Source organism: Parabacteroides hominis, from assembly GCF_014287585.1.
Lineage (GTDB): Bacteria > Bacteroidota > Bacteroidia > Bacteroidales > Tannerellaceae > Parabacteroides > Parabacteroides hominis.
In genome coordinates this window covers 78,339-95,433 of the sequence record NZ_JACOOJ010000019.1, presented here as the reverse complement: position 1 = coordinate 95,433, position 17,095 = coordinate 78,339, and the positions used below count along the sequence as shown (strand labels likewise).

The 17,095-nt window shown below is 47.2% G+C and carries 10 protein-coding genes; 2 read left to right on the top strand and 8 right to left on the bottom strand.

Translation table 11 applies throughout. The features are described from left to right. A partial coding sequence (locus H8S65_RS11735; RefSeq protein ID WP_186930160.1) for a hypothetical protein occupies positions 1-2,703 on the bottom strand: 2,703 nt, incomplete at its 3' end. Between the two features lie 1,565 nt (positions 2,704-4,268). Here H8S65_RS11735 and H8S65_RS11730 point away from each other — a divergent pair. Next, entirely contained in the window at positions 4,269-5,249 is a 981-nt protein-coding gene (locus tag H8S65_RS11730) for an Rpn family recombination-promoting nuclease/putative transposase (RefSeq protein WP_186930159.1), read from the top strand. Between the two features lie 5 nt (positions 5,250-5,254). Here H8S65_RS11730 and H8S65_RS11725 read toward each other — a convergent pair whose 3' ends face one another. Genes H8S65_RS11725 through ychF form a run of 5 tightly spaced genes read right to left on the bottom strand, consistent with a single transcriptional unit; the run spans position 5,255 to position 9,781 of the window. Then, complete coding sequence (locus H8S65_RS11725) at positions 5,255-6,229, bottom strand: TolB family protein (RefSeq protein WP_186930158.1); 975 nt, start codon at positions 6,227-6,229, stop codon at positions 5,255-5,257. Positions 6,230-6,268: 39 nt separating this feature from the next. Further along, a complete protein-coding gene (locus H8S65_RS11720) occupies positions 6,269-6,931 on the bottom strand; it encodes an ATP-binding cassette domain-containing protein (protein WP_186930157.1) in 663 nt (220 codons plus the stop codon). Then, positions 6,898-7,227, bottom strand: coding sequence for a hypothetical protein (locus tag H8S65_RS11715; protein WP_186930156.1), 330 nt, complete (start codon positions 7,225-7,227; stop codon positions 6,898-6,900). The genes H8S65_RS11720 and H8S65_RS11715 overlap by 34 nt, the downstream gene beginning before the upstream one ends. Before the next feature lie 17 nt (positions 7,228-7,244). Continuing rightward, positions 7,245-8,657 carry a DUF1080 domain-containing protein gene (locus H8S65_RS11710; RefSeq protein ID WP_186930155.1) on the bottom strand — a complete coding sequence of 471 codons (1,413 nt, stop codon included), beginning with the start codon at positions 8,655-8,657 and terminating at the stop codon, positions 7,245-7,247. 20 nt (positions 8,658-8,677) lie between these two features. Beyond that, positions 8,678-9,781: a redox-regulated ATPase YchF gene (gene ychF / locus H8S65_RS11705; RefSeq protein ID WP_186930154.1), complete on the bottom strand. Its 1,104-nt coding sequence runs from the start codon at positions 9,779-9,781 to the stop codon at positions 8,678-8,680. A 135-nt stretch (positions 9,782-9,916) separates the two neighbouring features. Between ychF and H8S65_RS11700 the strand changes: the two genes are divergently transcribed. Beyond that, positions 9,917-13,033 carry a glycoside hydrolase family 2 TIM barrel-domain containing protein gene (locus H8S65_RS11700; RefSeq protein WP_186930153.1) on the top strand — a complete coding sequence of 1,039 codons (3,117 nt, stop codon included), beginning with the start codon at positions 9,917-9,919 and terminating at the stop codon, positions 13,031-13,033. 150 nt (positions 13,034-13,183) lie between these two features. On the opposite strand, the gene H8S65_RS11695 is transcribed toward H8S65_RS11700, so the two are convergent. After that, positions 13,184-13,855, bottom strand: coding sequence for a hypothetical protein (locus tag H8S65_RS11695; protein ID WP_186930152.1), 672 nt, complete (start codon positions 13,853-13,855; stop codon positions 13,184-13,186). A 331-nt stretch (positions 13,856-14,186) separates the two neighbouring features. Further along, positions 14,187-17,009 (bottom strand): DNA polymerase I, encoded by a 2,823-nt coding sequence (polA, locus tag H8S65_RS11690; RefSeq protein ID WP_186930151.1) that lies wholly within the window; start codon positions 17,007-17,009, stop codon positions 14,187-14,189. Positions 17,010-17,095 lie beyond the last annotated feature (86 nt).

Here is a 17,095-nt window from a genome sequence, read left to right as displayed (position 1 = left end):
AGAAGCAGTGCGGAACATAACGCGGTTTGCACCTGTACCGTAGATGTACGGAAGTTCTTTGTTTGCATCCTTTGCAGCAGCAGAGTCTACAGAGTTCCACATATACAGACGGCTTGCAGGAGTTTCTTCTTCTGCCTTAACACCCTTCGTGATGTAGTAAGTGTAAGGAGCAGCATTGTCATAATGAGCGGTATCCAACCAGAAGATAAAGTCTAAGTTGCTATAAGCATCAGCCTTCAAATCACCTTCGCGAACAGCGATACCCTGATTAGCAGCGTTAACAGCTGCATAGTCGCCATTGATAGCCTGGATGCGTACGTGCTTCGGCAGAGATTTGTAAGAAGCAGGAGCAGACTGCGGTTTAACGATGAACATGTCGTTGCGAGCGGTCAGAGGTTCGCCGGAGATTGTCTTGTACTGAGTGCTTACAACCAGTTTCAGTTTCTCAGGAGTTGCTGTTTCATCATACAATACGTAAGTAGAATCAGCATCAACAGCGATCATAGTGAACTGAACCGGAGTACCGTTAGCTTCGCCATATTTACCGTTAGAGAATACATATCCTCTTGTTTCATCATAGATGATAAATGCGCTGTCGGCATCCATAACGGTGTAAGTTACTTTCTTCAAAGCATCAGCTACGCCATATTTGCTTTCAGCAGAAGGAACTAATGTATAAAGAACTTCACCTTCCGGAGCAGCTACTTTCAGTGTAGAGTCTTTTGTCATTACAATGCTCTGTCCTTCCAATACGTCTGCTGCAGAAGTGATGGTGAACTTGTTGTTCTTAGCATCGTTAGCTGTGATATATTTGTAGCCGATATAAGCGTTGTCTGCGTCTACGTCTTCGGCTGCTACCAACTGGATTGTGTCGCCGCCGATAGCGAAGATGTTGTTGTCTTTGTCTACAACGTTAGTTACACCCTGCCACTTAGCATCTGTTGTTGCACGGTTTTCAACTGTGTAATTGCCTTTGTCAACGCCAGCAGCTTTAGAAACTACGAATTGAGCAAACGGATTGAATGCCTGAGTTTTTGCTACATACTTAGCAGGATTAACTGGGCTTGCATCAAAGTATAAGCCATAATATTTGTTAGCAACACCTGCACTCTGTTCTTTCTTTGCATCAATTACATAATACAGACCTTCAGCGATTGTAGCATCACCACCGATTGTTGCGTCTTTGTCGGATGTTTTGATAGTGGCGATCAGGTTGCCGTTAGTTGCTGTAGCAGATGTGATTTCACCGATAGTCAAAACCTTTGTGTTAGAAAGTTTGCGGATTACCACTTGCTTAGCAGGATCAACAGCTTCTACTGTCATAGGAGATACGCCGTCTACATAGCTCGGTTTTTGAAGAGTTTTTGTAGTAACATCATCCTGCGCCAACCATGTCAAATCTTCGATATCCTTCAAATATGCTTTTACTGCAGCAACTAATCCCTCTTCTAATGCCTTAGTAGCGGCATTGGTGGAATATTTAACGGCGGCAATAGCATCGGTAACGTTTTTGGTTGAAATCGGATTTGGCTCAGAATCATTGCCTACAAAAGCATCTACAGCATCCTTAAGTGTCATTGAGGTATTATATACAGCCTGAGCTTCATCTGTATAATTGTTTTCTTTACCGTTTCCATAAGTCTCATAAATATTTTGACCTTTAGCTTTCAACGTTGTCGCAACAGCAATTTCAGTCTGTGTAAACTGCGGTGCAATCACCATAGAATCATTCGGAATGAAATAAGTCACCTTGAAAGCAGCGGTTGCCGAATGATGCTTGGCAGCCAAACGAGTATCGAAAGCAGGAGAAGCAGCATTCGGTTCAACAGCGATAGTGTCAACAATTAACTTATTGAAATCTTTCGATGGGTCATAAAAATTATAATCGACCAACAGATATTCTTTCTGAACTGTTTCTTCTGTTGCCGGAGCAATTACCCGTTTGTGTTCTTTTCCGTTTGTAAGATATAGAACATCGACATCGCCACTGAATGCAGATCCATCATTTTTGATTTTTGCATCAATAGCTTCCCACTTATTATCAGTCAACACATTCTTTTCAGTAGAAGATACATTCTCATCCGTAAAGAACAAACGACCAGCATTTGCTTTTACCAATGTGTTGAAGTCATTAGCTTTCAATATGACCTCCTTATCAGAAACTTCACCCATGTACAAAGTCGCATTGGCAGGAACAGTCGTTGTCTTTTCAGCAGCAAAAGTTAATGCACCTTCATTTGTTCCAATAGTAAAAATAGAGTCACCTTTAACAGCATAAAGACCGTTGCCTGATGCATAAGCCCATTCAGTGTTACCACCTTTTTCATTTGCAGTAATGTTAGCAGAACGTCCGCCACCATCGACATCCGATTGCAACTTAACTGACAACAATTGGCCAGACAAGCGGTTTGTAAATGAATAAGTATAAGTTGTTCCTGCCTGAGTAGTATGAGGAATCAACTTAACCTGCCATAAAGTACCCAGTAATTTATCAATATTACCGGACCAATCTGATGCTTCTACTTTTGCAAAGTCACCTTTATCATCCATTGCCAGGTAAGTGACTCCATCAGTTTCCGTTGACAAATGGATGAACTGACCGTCTTTCAAATCTGTAGGGGTAATATTTACCGCCATCACATTTGCAGACAGTCCACCTGCTACCAGAGCGGTAGCTAAAAGAGTAGAAAATCTCTTGTTCATAATCATTAAAAATTAATTGTTAATAAAATAGTGTTTAAAAATCCAACAACTAATTTCACGAAGGGGAGAACAACTCCCCGCGAATGATTATGAACGGGCATAAAAAAACGCGGGTCTATTGTCTATTATCAAACATAAGGCATCTGCAAAGCCCGTATACCAATAATAAAACAATAGCCCGCGCCTTATACGATATAACACACTCTTCCCATAACAATGGTAGATGAACTTATACGTAACCAGCGCAAGCATTTACTGTCTATTATTCCGGTATACTTAAAAATTTTGCAGATTTTTATGTTTGGAATAATCTCCGTAAAATGCTTACAATATGTAATTGATCCCGCGCTCCGTGAGCCGCTGCCCACTACGGAATCGTTGCAAAGGTAAATAGGTTTTCCGAATCAACAAGAAAAAATGCTCGTAATTTTCCAAAATATGTGGGTTACAGGACAAAACAATACTCTTTGGGCTTAGTTTAGGGATAAAATACGAGTACCTGATATACTTTGAATGAAGTGAAAAACAGTCTTAAACAGTATATTGATAGGTATTGATAACCAGTCTATTGCAGTTTCCCCCTGAAGGAAACGGAAATTCCCTCGGCAGGAAACGAGAGTTTCCTATGCTGGAAACATAAGTTCCCTCGTTAGGAAACGAGAGTTTCCCAGTAAGGGAACTGCATGAAAGTAAAAAGGCAATGGAACTAAATCATGCTGAAAGGAATCTGGGCAACTGCACCAAAATATGAGTCTGTGAAGTTGTTCCTATAGATGCCTGTCGCTTCCCGAAAAGGCAGGCATCGGTTGCCGGATAGATGCCTGCCTTTTTGCTGCTACCCTACAGGCTTTTCCCGGACAGGCTAAAGGCTGTATTTTTTAGCCTATAACCTGTATTTTATGGGACAGGAACCAATCCGATCCCTTATATGACAAAAACAGAAAACAGGGTTCACGGCGGTAAAAGGCTAATGGCCAGCGATTTGTTGTGAAGGCTGTGAAGGCTGTGAAACCGAATTACGATCATCCAATCCTATCGATCGATCCCGCCTTTTTTTACCTTGCATTCACAGGGTTCACAGCAACATGCTGATCTACAGAGTTTCCCGGACAGTGTGAACCCTAATTAAATAAAACAATCAGGGGGTATTTAGAGGATAATCTAAGAATATTTGAACCACGAAAAATGATTTATCAGTGAGCTAACAGACAAAGCTGCGCCTTATGCCGCAGGCTCTCTTTTGCCGTCTGCTTCAGCAGACGGTTTAAAAGGCCTGGAGGCTAAGCCTCTTCCCTTGTGGGCTTTAGCCCCTTTATGGATTATATTTAAAGGGGTTAAAACCCACAGAGGAACCGGCAAAGCCGGAACAATCATCTATCCGTCTGCTGAAGCAGACGGCAAAAGAGAACCTGCGGCACAAGACGCCTTGTCTGTTTGCTCACCCATAAATCATCATTTCTGTTTCAAACTTGCCAATATCCGAAACATTCTTCCCAATCCGTTGTCCGTTTATAAATAATATGTATATTTGTGGATTACGTATAATAACTAATAAAACAGTAACTATGAAAAAGGAAGAGTCAGATCTGAAAATCATGGAAGAGATGGAAAGAAAAAAGTTGCAGGACAGGTATATTCGCTTCGATTGGGCCATCAAGCGTTTGTTGCGCCAGAAGGCCAATTTCGATGTGCTCGATGGTTTCCTGACCGTGATGTTGAACGAAGAAATCAAGATCGTCGAAATCCTCGAAAGCGAAGGCAACCAGGAAAGCGCCGACGACAAGTTCAACCGCGTCGACATCAAAGCCTTGAACAGCAAAGGCGAAATCATCCTCGTCGAGATACAGAACACACGCGAACTGCATTACTTGGAACGCATCCTCTACGGCGTGGCCAAAGCCATCACCGAACATATCTCCATAGGTGAAGGCTACGAGAAAATCAAGAAAGTCTACTCCATCAGCATCCTTTATTTCGACATCGGTATCGGTACGGATTATATCTATCACGGCCAGAACCATTTCATCGGCGTGCATACGGGCGACCACCTGCGTGTCAACACGCGTGAACGTGATGTAATCGTCTCGCATCTTCCCGCCGAAATCTTCCCCGAATATATCTTAGTCCGTGTAAACGAGTTCGACAAAGTGGCTCTCACCCCTTTGGACGAATGGATCGAATACCTGAAAGACGGCACGATCCGTCCGGACACGACCGCACCCGGCCTGAAGGAAGCCCGCGAGAAGTTAAAATATTACTCGATGTCGCCCCAGGAACGCCTTATCTACGACCGCCATCTCGACGCCATCATGATCCAAAACGACGTGATCGACACCGCCAAATGGGAAGGGAGGATAGAAGGTAAAGCGGAAGGCAAAGCCGAGGGAATCGCCGAAGGAAAAGCGGAAGGCCTTGCAGAGGGAAAAGCCGTAGGCCTTGCCGAAGGCATGCGCCAAGTCGCTGCCAGAATGAAAGATACGGGCGTAGACGTCGCTACCATAGCAAAGTGTACCGGCTTAAGCGAAGAAATAATTTTGTCTTTATAAGGGGGCTATTCGTCTCTCGTTATTGCACGGTTTCCCAAAATCTCTGTTGTGAATCCGGACGAAAGGGAAGCAGGGGCAAGGCGATAGCTGACAAATGCAATGCGCTTACTGTCCGGCGCCCAGGAATTGACATTGATTGTTCCCTGTCCGCCGAATAGTTTGACTAACGTTTTCGGCTCTCCTCCCATGGCTGGCATAAGCCTGAGTTCCACATTCTTATTGGGAAGATGTTGTCCCGGTTCCAGGTCTCCTTTGTAATAAGTGATAAAGATAACGGATTTACCGTCGGGTGAGACATGGGGAAACCAGGAGTTACGGGTCTCATCGAACGTCATTTGGGTTTGTTCGGAGCCGTCTTTCTTCATTCTCCATACTTGCATCAGGCCGGTACGGACGGAATTGAACCAGATATAGTCTCCGCAAGGGGAATATTCGGGACCGTCGTCCAATCCTTCGGCTGTCGTGAGGCGTATTTCTTCTCCGCCCTCGACGGGGATGACATAGACATCGAAATTACCATTCCGTTCGGCACAATAGGCGAGTTGCCGTCCGTCCGGGCTCCATCCGTGCAGGTAACTGGGAGCCATCGGGGTGATCAGGCGGGGCGTTCCTCCCTGTATCGGAAGGGTGTAGACGCGGGATTTGCCATCTTCCTTCGTCCCGTGGCTGATGGCTATCTGCTTGCCGTCGGCTGCTATGACATGGTCGTTGTTGCATCGGGTGGCGAAGCCGGTGTCGATCATTTCCGGTTCGCCGGGTGAATCGGGTGAGAGTTTATACAGTTTGCCTCCGCTGTTATAGACGAGCCACCGTCCGTCGGGTGTCCAGTTGGGGGCTTCGACACGGTAAGGGAATTCTTTGACTATGGTGCGTTGACCGTTTGTCACGTCCAGCACTTCCAGTATGCTGGTTACGCTGTTCTGCTGGGCGGATGCGAGCGACGCGAAGGCCGCTAAAAGAATCATGCAACAGGTTTTCATAATGAATGAGAATTAATAGAACGCTGAAAGATACGAAAATTAGCCGGGCCGGTAATAACCGTAAGGGATTAATTCTTCTTTTTCCTTGATTTCTTTCAGGTAGCATTGGTCCAGGAGCAGGATGCGGTTTACTATTTTGTGCACTTCCCTGAAATTGTGGTCTGTCAGGATAATGCCTCTTGTCCGGGCACTTTCGGCGATGTGCATGCGTATTTCTTCCGCCGCAATGGGAGAGAGGCCGTTGAACGGCTCGTCAAGCAGGAGGTAAGGGGCTTTGCTGTAGAGGATAAGTTTGATTTCCAGATAACGCTGTTCGCCTCCCGAAAGATGGGCGATCTTGTTGTTGCGGACTTTGAACAGGAACCGGTCGCCGAGGAATTGCTTATATTGTTCTTTTGGGATGTAAAGCTCGACCGCTTGTGCTATGGTCAGATGGGGCGGGATAAAGTCGTGTTGAGGCAGATAGGCCACCATACCCGTTCGGTAGGCTGCTCCTTTGATCACTTTCCCATTTATGCGGATAAAGCTCCTGTCGCCTTTCAACGTCCCGAAAATAATGTTCAGCAAGGTCGATTTCCCGCTTCCGTTATGTCCGAACAGGGCGATGATATCCCCCGGACGGCAGCAGAGGTAGACGTCCGACAGGACAGTCTTCTCTTTGAATGCTTTCACGACGCTATCGACTTCCAGACAAGTACACATAACCGGATGATTTGATTAAGGATCAGACATAATGATGCGGAGATCACAAATGTGGCGACCAGAAGCTCTGCCTTGCTGATGCCTTTGTTGTAGAAAAAGAAGTATTTCTCCTTATACGACACTTCTTTATAAAGCAAATCCATCCCCAGCCCGAACGTGGGGATGAACAGCAGTGCGCTACCGACAAAATCCCTTGAATGGAGGATAAAAACCACGAAAGCAAGCGCCATCCCGATGACGATGCTGGTCAGCAACGTAGTGCGAAAGAAGGTCAGATAGAGGCGGAAGCGGGTCATTCAGTAAATAAGTAGTGTTACCATTTATTATACAGCACCACTTCGCGCAATCCCCGTACGCTCATGGTCGGGAACCAGATGTCGTCTGCTGTCAGGCCGCATTCTTCGACTGCCTGCAAGCAATATTCCAGTTTGCCGAAATCGGCATCGACATTATTCGTGCCGAAGGTGAACTTGATTCCACGTTCTTTGGCTTTGCGGATGATGTCGAAGCTCGGAATCTTGTAGCGTGCGTTGATTTCGAGTGCGATGTCGTGCTTTACCAATACGTCCAGGACGCGGTCGACACGCTCGTCAGTCCAGTATTTGGCATACTCTGCATTCAACTCTTCGGGCAGGAAGGTCGGATTGGCATAGATGTCAGCCGGTTCGTTAGTGAGTATTTTTACGGTCTGGTCGACCAGATGATCCATGTATTGTTCTTTTGTGACACCGTCGTAGTGCACCTCTTCCGGACGGTAGATTCGAGACAGCCGGCCTTTATGGTCCACAATGGTCATGCCGTCGGTAAAGAGATAGTCGAATACGCCTAAAGCCTCCTGTGAGAAGGTGGCTGTCCATTTACGCCCTTCGCCCTGTACGCCGCGCAGGAAAGGCATGTCTTTTACTTCGTTGTAGTATTCATACACTTCCTTGTCGTCGGCAAGCATACGTCCTACGCCACCTTCGCCAGCGTTAGGAGCTACGCCGTAGTTGATGCCGTAGTTCATCGACATGGCTTGCGCCATCTCTTTCGTAAGGCCGCCTTTCAAGTGCACGTGGTAGTCTATAACAGGGAAATTCTGCTGTTGGAAACGGATCACGGCATCGTTCTGCTCGTTTATTTGCGGCATTGTGTCGGATTTGTTCACTGCGTCTTTTTTCAGGCGTGTCATTTGGAGGTTGCGGAAGGTTACGTTTCCGTTTACGCCCTGCAACGCGATGGAACCGCGGCTGAGCAGGCGTCCGGCATATTCTTTTGTACGATAGGGATGTTCAGGCTCGGTATAACATACTACTGTCGTGTCGTTTATGGCAACCGATATGTTATGTCCGCGTACGGCGATCTCGAAATCGAACCATTTTCCGTCTTCTGCCAATGAACGGTAGAGGTTGCGCACGGATGTGAGGCTTCCGCTTTTGCGTGTGCCGTCGATGGCCCCGTTCCGGAATGCCACCTCATAGCCTGACTTCCCGTCGGTATGGAACAGCAAGGCCGCTTCCGCATTGTTTTCGGTGAGTGCTTGTCCGGTGAGCACGAAGTTTACATACTCGCCCTCGGCGAACCAGGTCGTTCCGGAGGCCACGGTTATTTCATTGCCGTCGGCAGTCCCCATTTCGGGACTGCTGAAACGGTTTAATGGTTCTGCAACGTTATATCGCACGCATCCGGCGAATACCCAGATGCTGATCAAAGCAATTGCTACTACTGTGCTGGTTTTCTGTATCATAATGTATTTTATTTAGAATGTTATACGTTGAAACGGAAGTGCATGATATCGCCGTCCTGAACGATATATTCTTTTCCCTCGACGCTCATCTTTCCGGCTTCTTTTACGGCTGATTCCGAGCCGTAGGAGATATAATCCTCATATTTGATGACTTCGGCACGGATAAAGCCTTTTTCGAAGTCGGTATGGATCACACCGGCGCATTGCGGAGCTTTCCAGCCTTTATGGAACGTCCAGGCACGACATTCGTCGGGACCAGCTGTCAGGAATGTTTGCAGGTTCAAGAGTTTGTAAGCGGACTTGATCAGGCGGGCAACGCCGGATTCTTCCAGACCGATCTCCTGTAAGAACATTTGGCGTTCCTCGTAGGTGTCGAACTCGGCGATTTCGCTTTCGATCTTGGCTGCCACGATCAGGATTTCGGCATCCTCGTCTTTTACGGCTTCGCGGACAGCATCCACATATTTATTGCCGTTGACTGCGCTTGCTTCATCTACGTTGCAGACATACATCACCGGTTTGTCGGTCAACAGGAACAGATCGTGTGCGATCTTCTGCTCGTCTTTCGTATCGAAAGAGACGGTGCGTGCGCTTTTACCCTGTTCCAGTGCTTCCTTGTATTTGCAAAGCACTTCATAAGCGATTTTAGCCTGCTTGTCACCGCCGGTCTGAGCTTGTTTCTGCACTTTGGCGATACGGCTGTCGATGGTTTCCAAGTCTTTGATCTGCAATTCGGCGTCGATGATTTCCTTATCGCGCACCGGATCGACACGGCCGTCGACATGAACGATATTGTCATCGTCGAAGCAACGCAATACGTGCAGGATTGCATCTGTTTCGCGGATATTGGCGAGGAATTTGTTTCCCAATCCTTCCCCTTTGCTGGCGCCTTTTACGAGGCCGGCGATGTCTACGATTTCTACCGTAGTAGGGATAACACGTTGGGGATGTTCGATTTCTGCCAGCTTGTTCAGACGTTCGTCCGGTACGGTAATAACGCCGACATTCGGTTCTATCGTACAGAAGGGGAAGTTAGCAGACTGTGCTTTTGCATTCGATAAGCAGTTGAAAAGAGTAGACTTTCCTACGTTGGGAAGTCCTACGATGCCACATTGTAATGCCATTCTATTTTGTTGTTATGATTTATTCAAACTCTGTTTTCAGACTGCAAAGATAAGGATTCTTTTGTATTTATGTTGACGGATAGCAGGCGAACCGAATATTTTACTTATGTTTGTGTACCTTTTAATTAATGTATTATGAACAGAAAACTTAAAGCTCTTCTTTGTGTTTTGTCATGTTCTCTTATGACGACCTATGCACAACAAAAGCCGGAATGGATGAATCCGGAAGTGAATGCTGTCAACCGTGCCCCGATGCACGCGCATTATTTCGCCTATGAAACGGAAGATGCGGCCCTGCAGGGTGAACAGCAAAAGTCCTCCAACTTTATGTCGATTGACGGAACCTGGAAATTCAACTGGGTGAGGGATGCCGATCAACGGCCGCTCGACTTCTATAAAGTTGATTTTAACGACAAAGGATGGGATGACTTCTCCGTTCCCGGCTTGTGGGAGATGAACGGCTATGGTGATCCGCTGTATATCGAAAGCGGATATGCCTGGTGCTATCAGTTCGAGAGCGATCCGCCTTATGTGCCGGTCGAAAATAATCATGTCGGTTCATACCGCCGGGAGATCGAACTGCCTGCCGGCTGGAAGGGGAAAGAGGTTTTTGCTCATTTCGGTTCCGTTACGTCCAATATGTATCTGTGGGTAAACGGTAAATTTGTCGGATATAGTGAAGACAGCAAGTTGGAAGCCGAGTTCAACCTGACTAAATACCTGAAACCGGGTAAGAACCTGATTGCTTTCCAAGTGTTCCGCTGGTGTGACGGGACTTATCTGGAAGACCAGGATTTCGTACGCCTTTCCGGAGTAGCCCGCAACTGCTATCTCTATGCCCGTAATCCGAAATATATCGAAGATATCCGGATTACCCCCGATCTGGATGCACACTATAAAGACGGGACAGTCCAGGTGGCTCTCAACTTGAAAGGAAGTGCTGTTGTGGACCTGAAACTGGCGGATGCCGAAGGTAATGTGGTTGCTTCCGAAGAGTTGAAGGGCAATGGTAAACTGAATACCTCTTTCGCTATCAAGGATGCCCGGAAATGGTCTGCCGAGACACCTTATCTGTATACGTTGACCGCTACTTTGAAAGACGGAAACCGGGTACTCGAAGTAATTCCGCAGAAGGTAGGCATCCGGAAAGTCGAATTGCGCAATAACCAGGTTTGGGTGAACGGTTCGCCGGTCCTGATCAAAGGTGTGAACCGCCATGAGATCGATCCGGACAGGGGTTACTGGGTGACACCCGAACGGATGCTCCAGGATATCCGGATTATGAAAGAAAATAATATCAATGCCGTTCGTACCTGCCATTATCCGGATGATAACCTGTGGTACGATTTATGCGATGAATACGGCCTGTATATGGTTGCCGAAGCCAATGTGGAATCGCATGGCATGGGGTACGGCGAAAAGACGCTGGCCAAGAATCCGGCGTTTAAGAAGGCTCATTTGGAGAGGAACGAACGGAATGTGCAGCGTAACTTCAACCATCCGTCCATTATCTTCTGGTCATTGGGAAATGAAGCCGGTTTCGGCCCTAACTTCGAAGCCTGCTACCGTTGGGTGAAAGCGGAAGATCCGTCACGTGCCGTACAGTACGAACAGGCGGAGGAGAATGAGTTTACCGATATCTATTGCCCGATGTATATCCCGTTTGACAGTTGCCTGAAACACCTGCGCGGTAATTACGGCAAACCGCTTATCCAGTGTGAGTATGCGCATGCAATGGGTAATTCCGAAGGCGGCTTCAAGGAGTATTGGGACCTGATCCGGAAAGAACCGGAATATCAGGGTGGCTTTATCTGGGACTTCGTCGACCAGTCTCCCCGTATGTTTACAAAAGAGGGCGTACAGTATTTCGGTTATGGAGGCGACTTCAATAAATACGATGCTTCGGGACAGAACTTCCTCGATAACGGTCTGATCAATCCTGACCGCCGCCTGAATCCGCATATGGATGAGGTACGCCACATCTACCAGGATATCTGGGTAACTCCGAAGGACCTCGAAAAGGGTGAAATCTCCGTTTATAACGAATACTTCTTCCGTGATCTGGGTGCTTATTACCTGGAATGGCAGTTGCTTGCCGACGGTGTGCCGGTACAGAACGGTATTGTCCCCAATTTGGAAGTTAAGCCGCATGAGACGAAGACAATGCATCTGGATTACGACCTTTCGCGTATCTGTAAGGACAAGGAAGTATTGTTGAATGTGGCTTTCCGTTTGAAACAGTCCGAAACTCTTTTGCCTTCCGGTTATCCGGTTGCCAAGAACCAGCTTTCGATCCGTCCGTACAAAACTCCTTCCATCGACAATGCAAACCTGGTGGAGAGCAATCAGCCTGTGATCACACCGGCCATTCAAGAAAATGATATCAACTACCTGATCGTGGAAGGGGATAACTACCGTGCCGAGTTTGCGAAGAAAGACGGGTTCCTGACGCTGTACACGGTGAATGGTGTCCCGATGATGAAGGAGGGCGGCAAGCTGACACCTAACTTCTGGCGGGCTCCGACCGATAACGAGATGGGAGGCAATATGCAGAAACTATATGCCGTCTGGCGTAATCCGCAAATCAAACTGGATAAGATCACCCGGAAAGCTGAGAACGGCCAGGCACTGATCGAGGCGGCTTATACCATGCCCGAAGTCTCTGCCAAGTTGTATCTGACTTATCAGATCAATAATAAAGGAACCATGAAAGTAACTCAGAAAATGGTTGCCGATGCTTCTGCCGACGTTCCGGATATGTTCCGTTTCGGTATGCGCCTGCAAATGCCGAAGTGCATGGATCGGATCTCTTATTATGGCCGCGGCCCGATAGAAAACTATCCGGACCGCAATAATTCGACCGATCTGGGAAGGTATAAACAGACGGTTGCCGAGCAGTTCTATCCTTATATCCGTCCGCAGGAAACAGGTACGAAGAGCGATATACGCTGGTGGAAGCAGCAGTCGGTTGCCGGTGACGGACTGAAATTCTTTTCCGGCAAGCCGGTTCTGATGTCAGCCATGAATTATACGGTGGAAGACCTGGACGACGGACCGGAAAAAGGGCAACGCCACTCCGAACTCGTTCCGCAGGTTGATTATACGAATGTCCTGATCGATCTGAGCCAGAAAGGATTGGGATGCATCACCAGCTGGGGCAAACGTGCTTTGCCGCTCGAACCTTACCGGATTCATTATGGTAATTATGAATTCTCGTTTATCATGCAACCGGTGTTCGGCGATTATGAATAGTTTTTACGGCTATCGTAACAGGGCGTTTATGATAGCCGTAACAATAAAGCCTCATCCTTCCTGCTCGGTGCAGGGTTCGGATGAGGCTCTTCATTTAACATTCAGAAAAAATATTGTTTGAGCGAATAAGCGGGAGAGGATTTGAGTATTTTAGTAATCCAGTATGGCCCGAACCTGCCGCTTTTCCTTTTTGGGGCATATATCGAGGCTGCTGTTTGCCATATTGAACGCTATTCCCAAGTCGATCACACTGTTGTCTTTGCACCAGTATTCCTCGTCGTATAGCAGGGTTCCCTGGCGCTTGGCAAGAAGCAGGTTAAATTCCCGTTGCCTGGTGTGCAGCAATACCAAATTGAGCATATCCGGCAAATGCCAGTTGTCTAACGTCCCTTCTGAAATAGATTCGCAATAGATCAGGGCATCGAAATAATCGAGTGTCTGTTCCCGTATTTCCATTACCGAACCTTTATAAGGGATTATATCGGGTTCTATATGCTGACCGGAAGAATCTACCCCGGCCTGTATAACCACGCCGTTCGCATAAATATCTCCGACTGCCGGAGCACGGAAGGGGGGAAGATGGATGCCTTGCGCGATCTGATACCCTTTTTCGGGGTAATAGTAAATGAAATGGCTTAGGGATGTCGTGAGGCGGATGGAACGGATGTGACTGGCTTCATCCGGGATAGCGATTGAAATACCCCGATTCAGTATCTCTGTATCCGGTGTTATGTAATGATACAGGGGAGCCTGTTCGGATGTGAATTCGAACGCCGCCTTTTGTACGGATGCCGGAAGATTGTCTGGGAATATGAAATACATAATTTTCCAATTGCTCCATCTGTTCCCTAAGATGGAAAACATAATAAAAGCGTGGGAACTGCCATCTATCCAAGCAAGAGGTATCGCCAAACACCTATCCAGCAGATAGACAACAGCCCACGCTTGATGTTTATATATTTATGTATATATACAAAAAACGTGAGGCAATTGTTGTCTACTGTCCTCGCTGGATGAAAAATTGGCGATTTTCTTGCTTAAGGACAATATGATAACGCTTCTGTTTTACTATGTGTATTGCAACTCTTTGCAATAAAGTTCACTACAAAGATAGTGTATAAATGATATGATTTATAAACTTTATGTGTTTTTGTTAATGGGCTTCCAGCCAGTTCACCCCTTCACCGCAGTCGGCGATCAGGGGAACTTGCAGTTTGATTGCATTTTCCATTTCATCCAACACGATTTGTTTCACTTTTTCCAGTTCGTCTTTGTAGACGTTAAAGTTCAATTCATCGTGTACCTGCAGGATCATCTTGCTTTTCAGCCCTTCTGTTTCGAAGCGGTTGAAGATGCGAACCATGGCAACCTTGATGATGTCGGCTGCACTGCCCTGGATCGGGGCGTTGATCGCGTTTCGTTCGGCATATCCCCGCACGATGGCGTTATGGGAGTTGATATCCGGCAGGAAACGTTTGCGCTTGTAGATGGTCTCTACATATCCTTTTTCTTTTGCTACCTCGATGCTTTCGTCCATATAGGCGCGGATGTCCGGATAAGTCTTGAAGTAGCCTTCGATCAGTTCCTTCGACTCTGCACGGGGGATGTTCAGCCGTTCGGCTAACCCGAATACGGAGATTCCGTAAATGATGCCGAAATTAGCCGTTTTCGCTTTCCGGCGCATGTCGGAAGTAACTTCTTCGACCGGAATACCGTATATCTTGGCGGCTGTGGCGGCATGGATGTCGGCTCCGCTACGGAAGGCTTCTATCATGTGGGCATCCTGGCTAAGGTGTGCCATGATACGAAGTTCGATCTGCGAATAGTCGGCGGAGAAGAAGATACAGTCTTCGTTTTCGGCTGTAAAAGCCTTCCTGATTTCGCGTCCCAATTCATCGCGTACCGGAATATTCTGCAGGTTCGGGTTGGTGGAACTGAGGCGGCCGGTCGAGGTGACTGCCTGGTTGTAGGACGTATGGATCTTGCCGGTTTCCGGGTTGATCAGTTCGGGCAGTGCGTCGATATAGGTGCTGAGCAGCTTCTTCAGCCCGCGATATTCGAGCAGCTTTTCCACGACGGGATGTTTGGAACGCATTTTCTCCAGTATCTCTTCGCTCGTGCTGTAGCTGCCTGTCTTCGTTTTCCTCGCTTTTTCTTCTATCTTGAGATGGTCGAAAAGAACTTCGCCGACCTGGCGGGCGGAATTGATGTTAAACTTCATGCCTGCCAGTTCGTAAATCTCTTTCTCCAACTTCTTGAGTGCGGCTGTCAGTTCTTCGGATGATTGTTTCAGGGCGACGGTGTCGAGCGTCACTCCCGTATATTCCATTTCGGCCAGTACATATATTAAAGGCATCTCGATATCATAGAAAAGGGATTCGAGTCCTTCTTTTTCCAGACAGGGGGCAAAATAGTTTTTCAGCTTGAGCGTAATGTCCGCATCCTCGGCTGCATATTCCGCTACCTGGGTGACTGGGACATCGCGCATGGAAATTTGTTTTCTGCCTCTCGGACCGATCAGTTCCTCGATACGTACCGTTGTATATTTAAGGTATGTTTCGGCAAGGTAGTCCATGCCGTGACGCAGTTCCGGATTCAGAAGGTAGTGGGCGATCATCGTATCGAATAGAGGGCCGGCTACCCGGATTCCGTATTTGCGGACGACAAGGATGTCGAATTTTATGTTTTGTCCGATCTTGAGCGATTTCGGATTTTGCAGGGCGGGGGAGAAGTGGGCAAGAACTTTGTCTGCCTCTTCGCGTCTTGCCGGAACGGGGACGTACCAGGCCTCGTTTTCCTTCACGGCGAACGACATTCCGACCAATCCGGCCTTCAATGGGTCTATACCATCTGTTTCCGTGTCAAAAGCAAAAAAATCCTGTTCGTCCAGAAATCGCCCTAATTCTATTCTTTTTTCCTCTGTATCAACAAGATGGTAGGTGTGAGGAGTGGATTTTAAGTTCGCGAGAGTCGAATATTTGGAAACAGCCGTAGGTTCGGTCGCAAATTCTTCAAAGAGCGAGCCTTGAATCGGGCCTGCGGGTACGGCTTTTTTCCTTGTGCCGGTTTTTGCCGGAGCAGGTGCGGCTTTGAACTCCGTTTTGACTTTTTCCGGCTCTCCGCCCATCCTGTTAATAAATGTTCTGAATTCTAATTCGGTGTAAATCTCTACGAGACGTTCTTCGTTCATCTTTTCCCGGATGCATTTGGCGGCATCGAACTGGATCGGGACATCCGTCTTGATTGTTGCCAGGAACTTGGAGAAACGAATTTGCTCCATGTTCTCCGTGACCTTCTTTTGAAGGGAACCTTTCAGCTTGTCGGTATTCTCCAAAAGATTTTCGATCGTTCCGAATTCGGTCAATAATTTCTGGGCGGTCTTTTCACCGACACCCGGACATCCGGGGATGTTGTCGGAACTGTCGCCCATCAGCCCTAAAAGGTCGATCACCTGGTCGACGGATGTCAGGCCGTATTTGCCCAGCACTTCGGGTACGCCCATAATCTCGTAGTCACCGCCGAAGCGGGGGCGGTACATGAATATATGTTCGGATACCAACTGGCCGTAGTCTTTGTCAGGTGTCATCATATAAACTTCGAAACCTTCTTTTTCTGCTTGCTTGGCAACCGTGCCGATAACATCGTCGGCCTCATAGCGCGGAACTTCCAGTATCGGGATATTGTAGGCTTCTATGATGTCTTTGATGAAAGGGACCGACTTGCGGATATCTTCCGGTGTCTCTTGCCGTTGCGCCTTGTACTGTTCGTAGGCTTCGTGGCGGAAAGTCGGGCCTTTCGGGTCGAAGCCTACCGCAATATGGGTCGGGTTTTCACGTTTCAGGACATCTTCCAGGCTGTTGATAAAACCAAAGATGGCCGAAGTGTTCATACCTTTGGAGTTGATACGCGGATTCTTGATAAAAGCGTAGTAAGACCGATAAATCAATGCATATGCATCTATGAGGAATAACTTCATCTCTTTTAACACGTTTTAGTGTGACAATTGTCGGTAAATGTACGAAAAAACTCGCTTACTCGATACTTTTTGTTACTTTTGCGCAT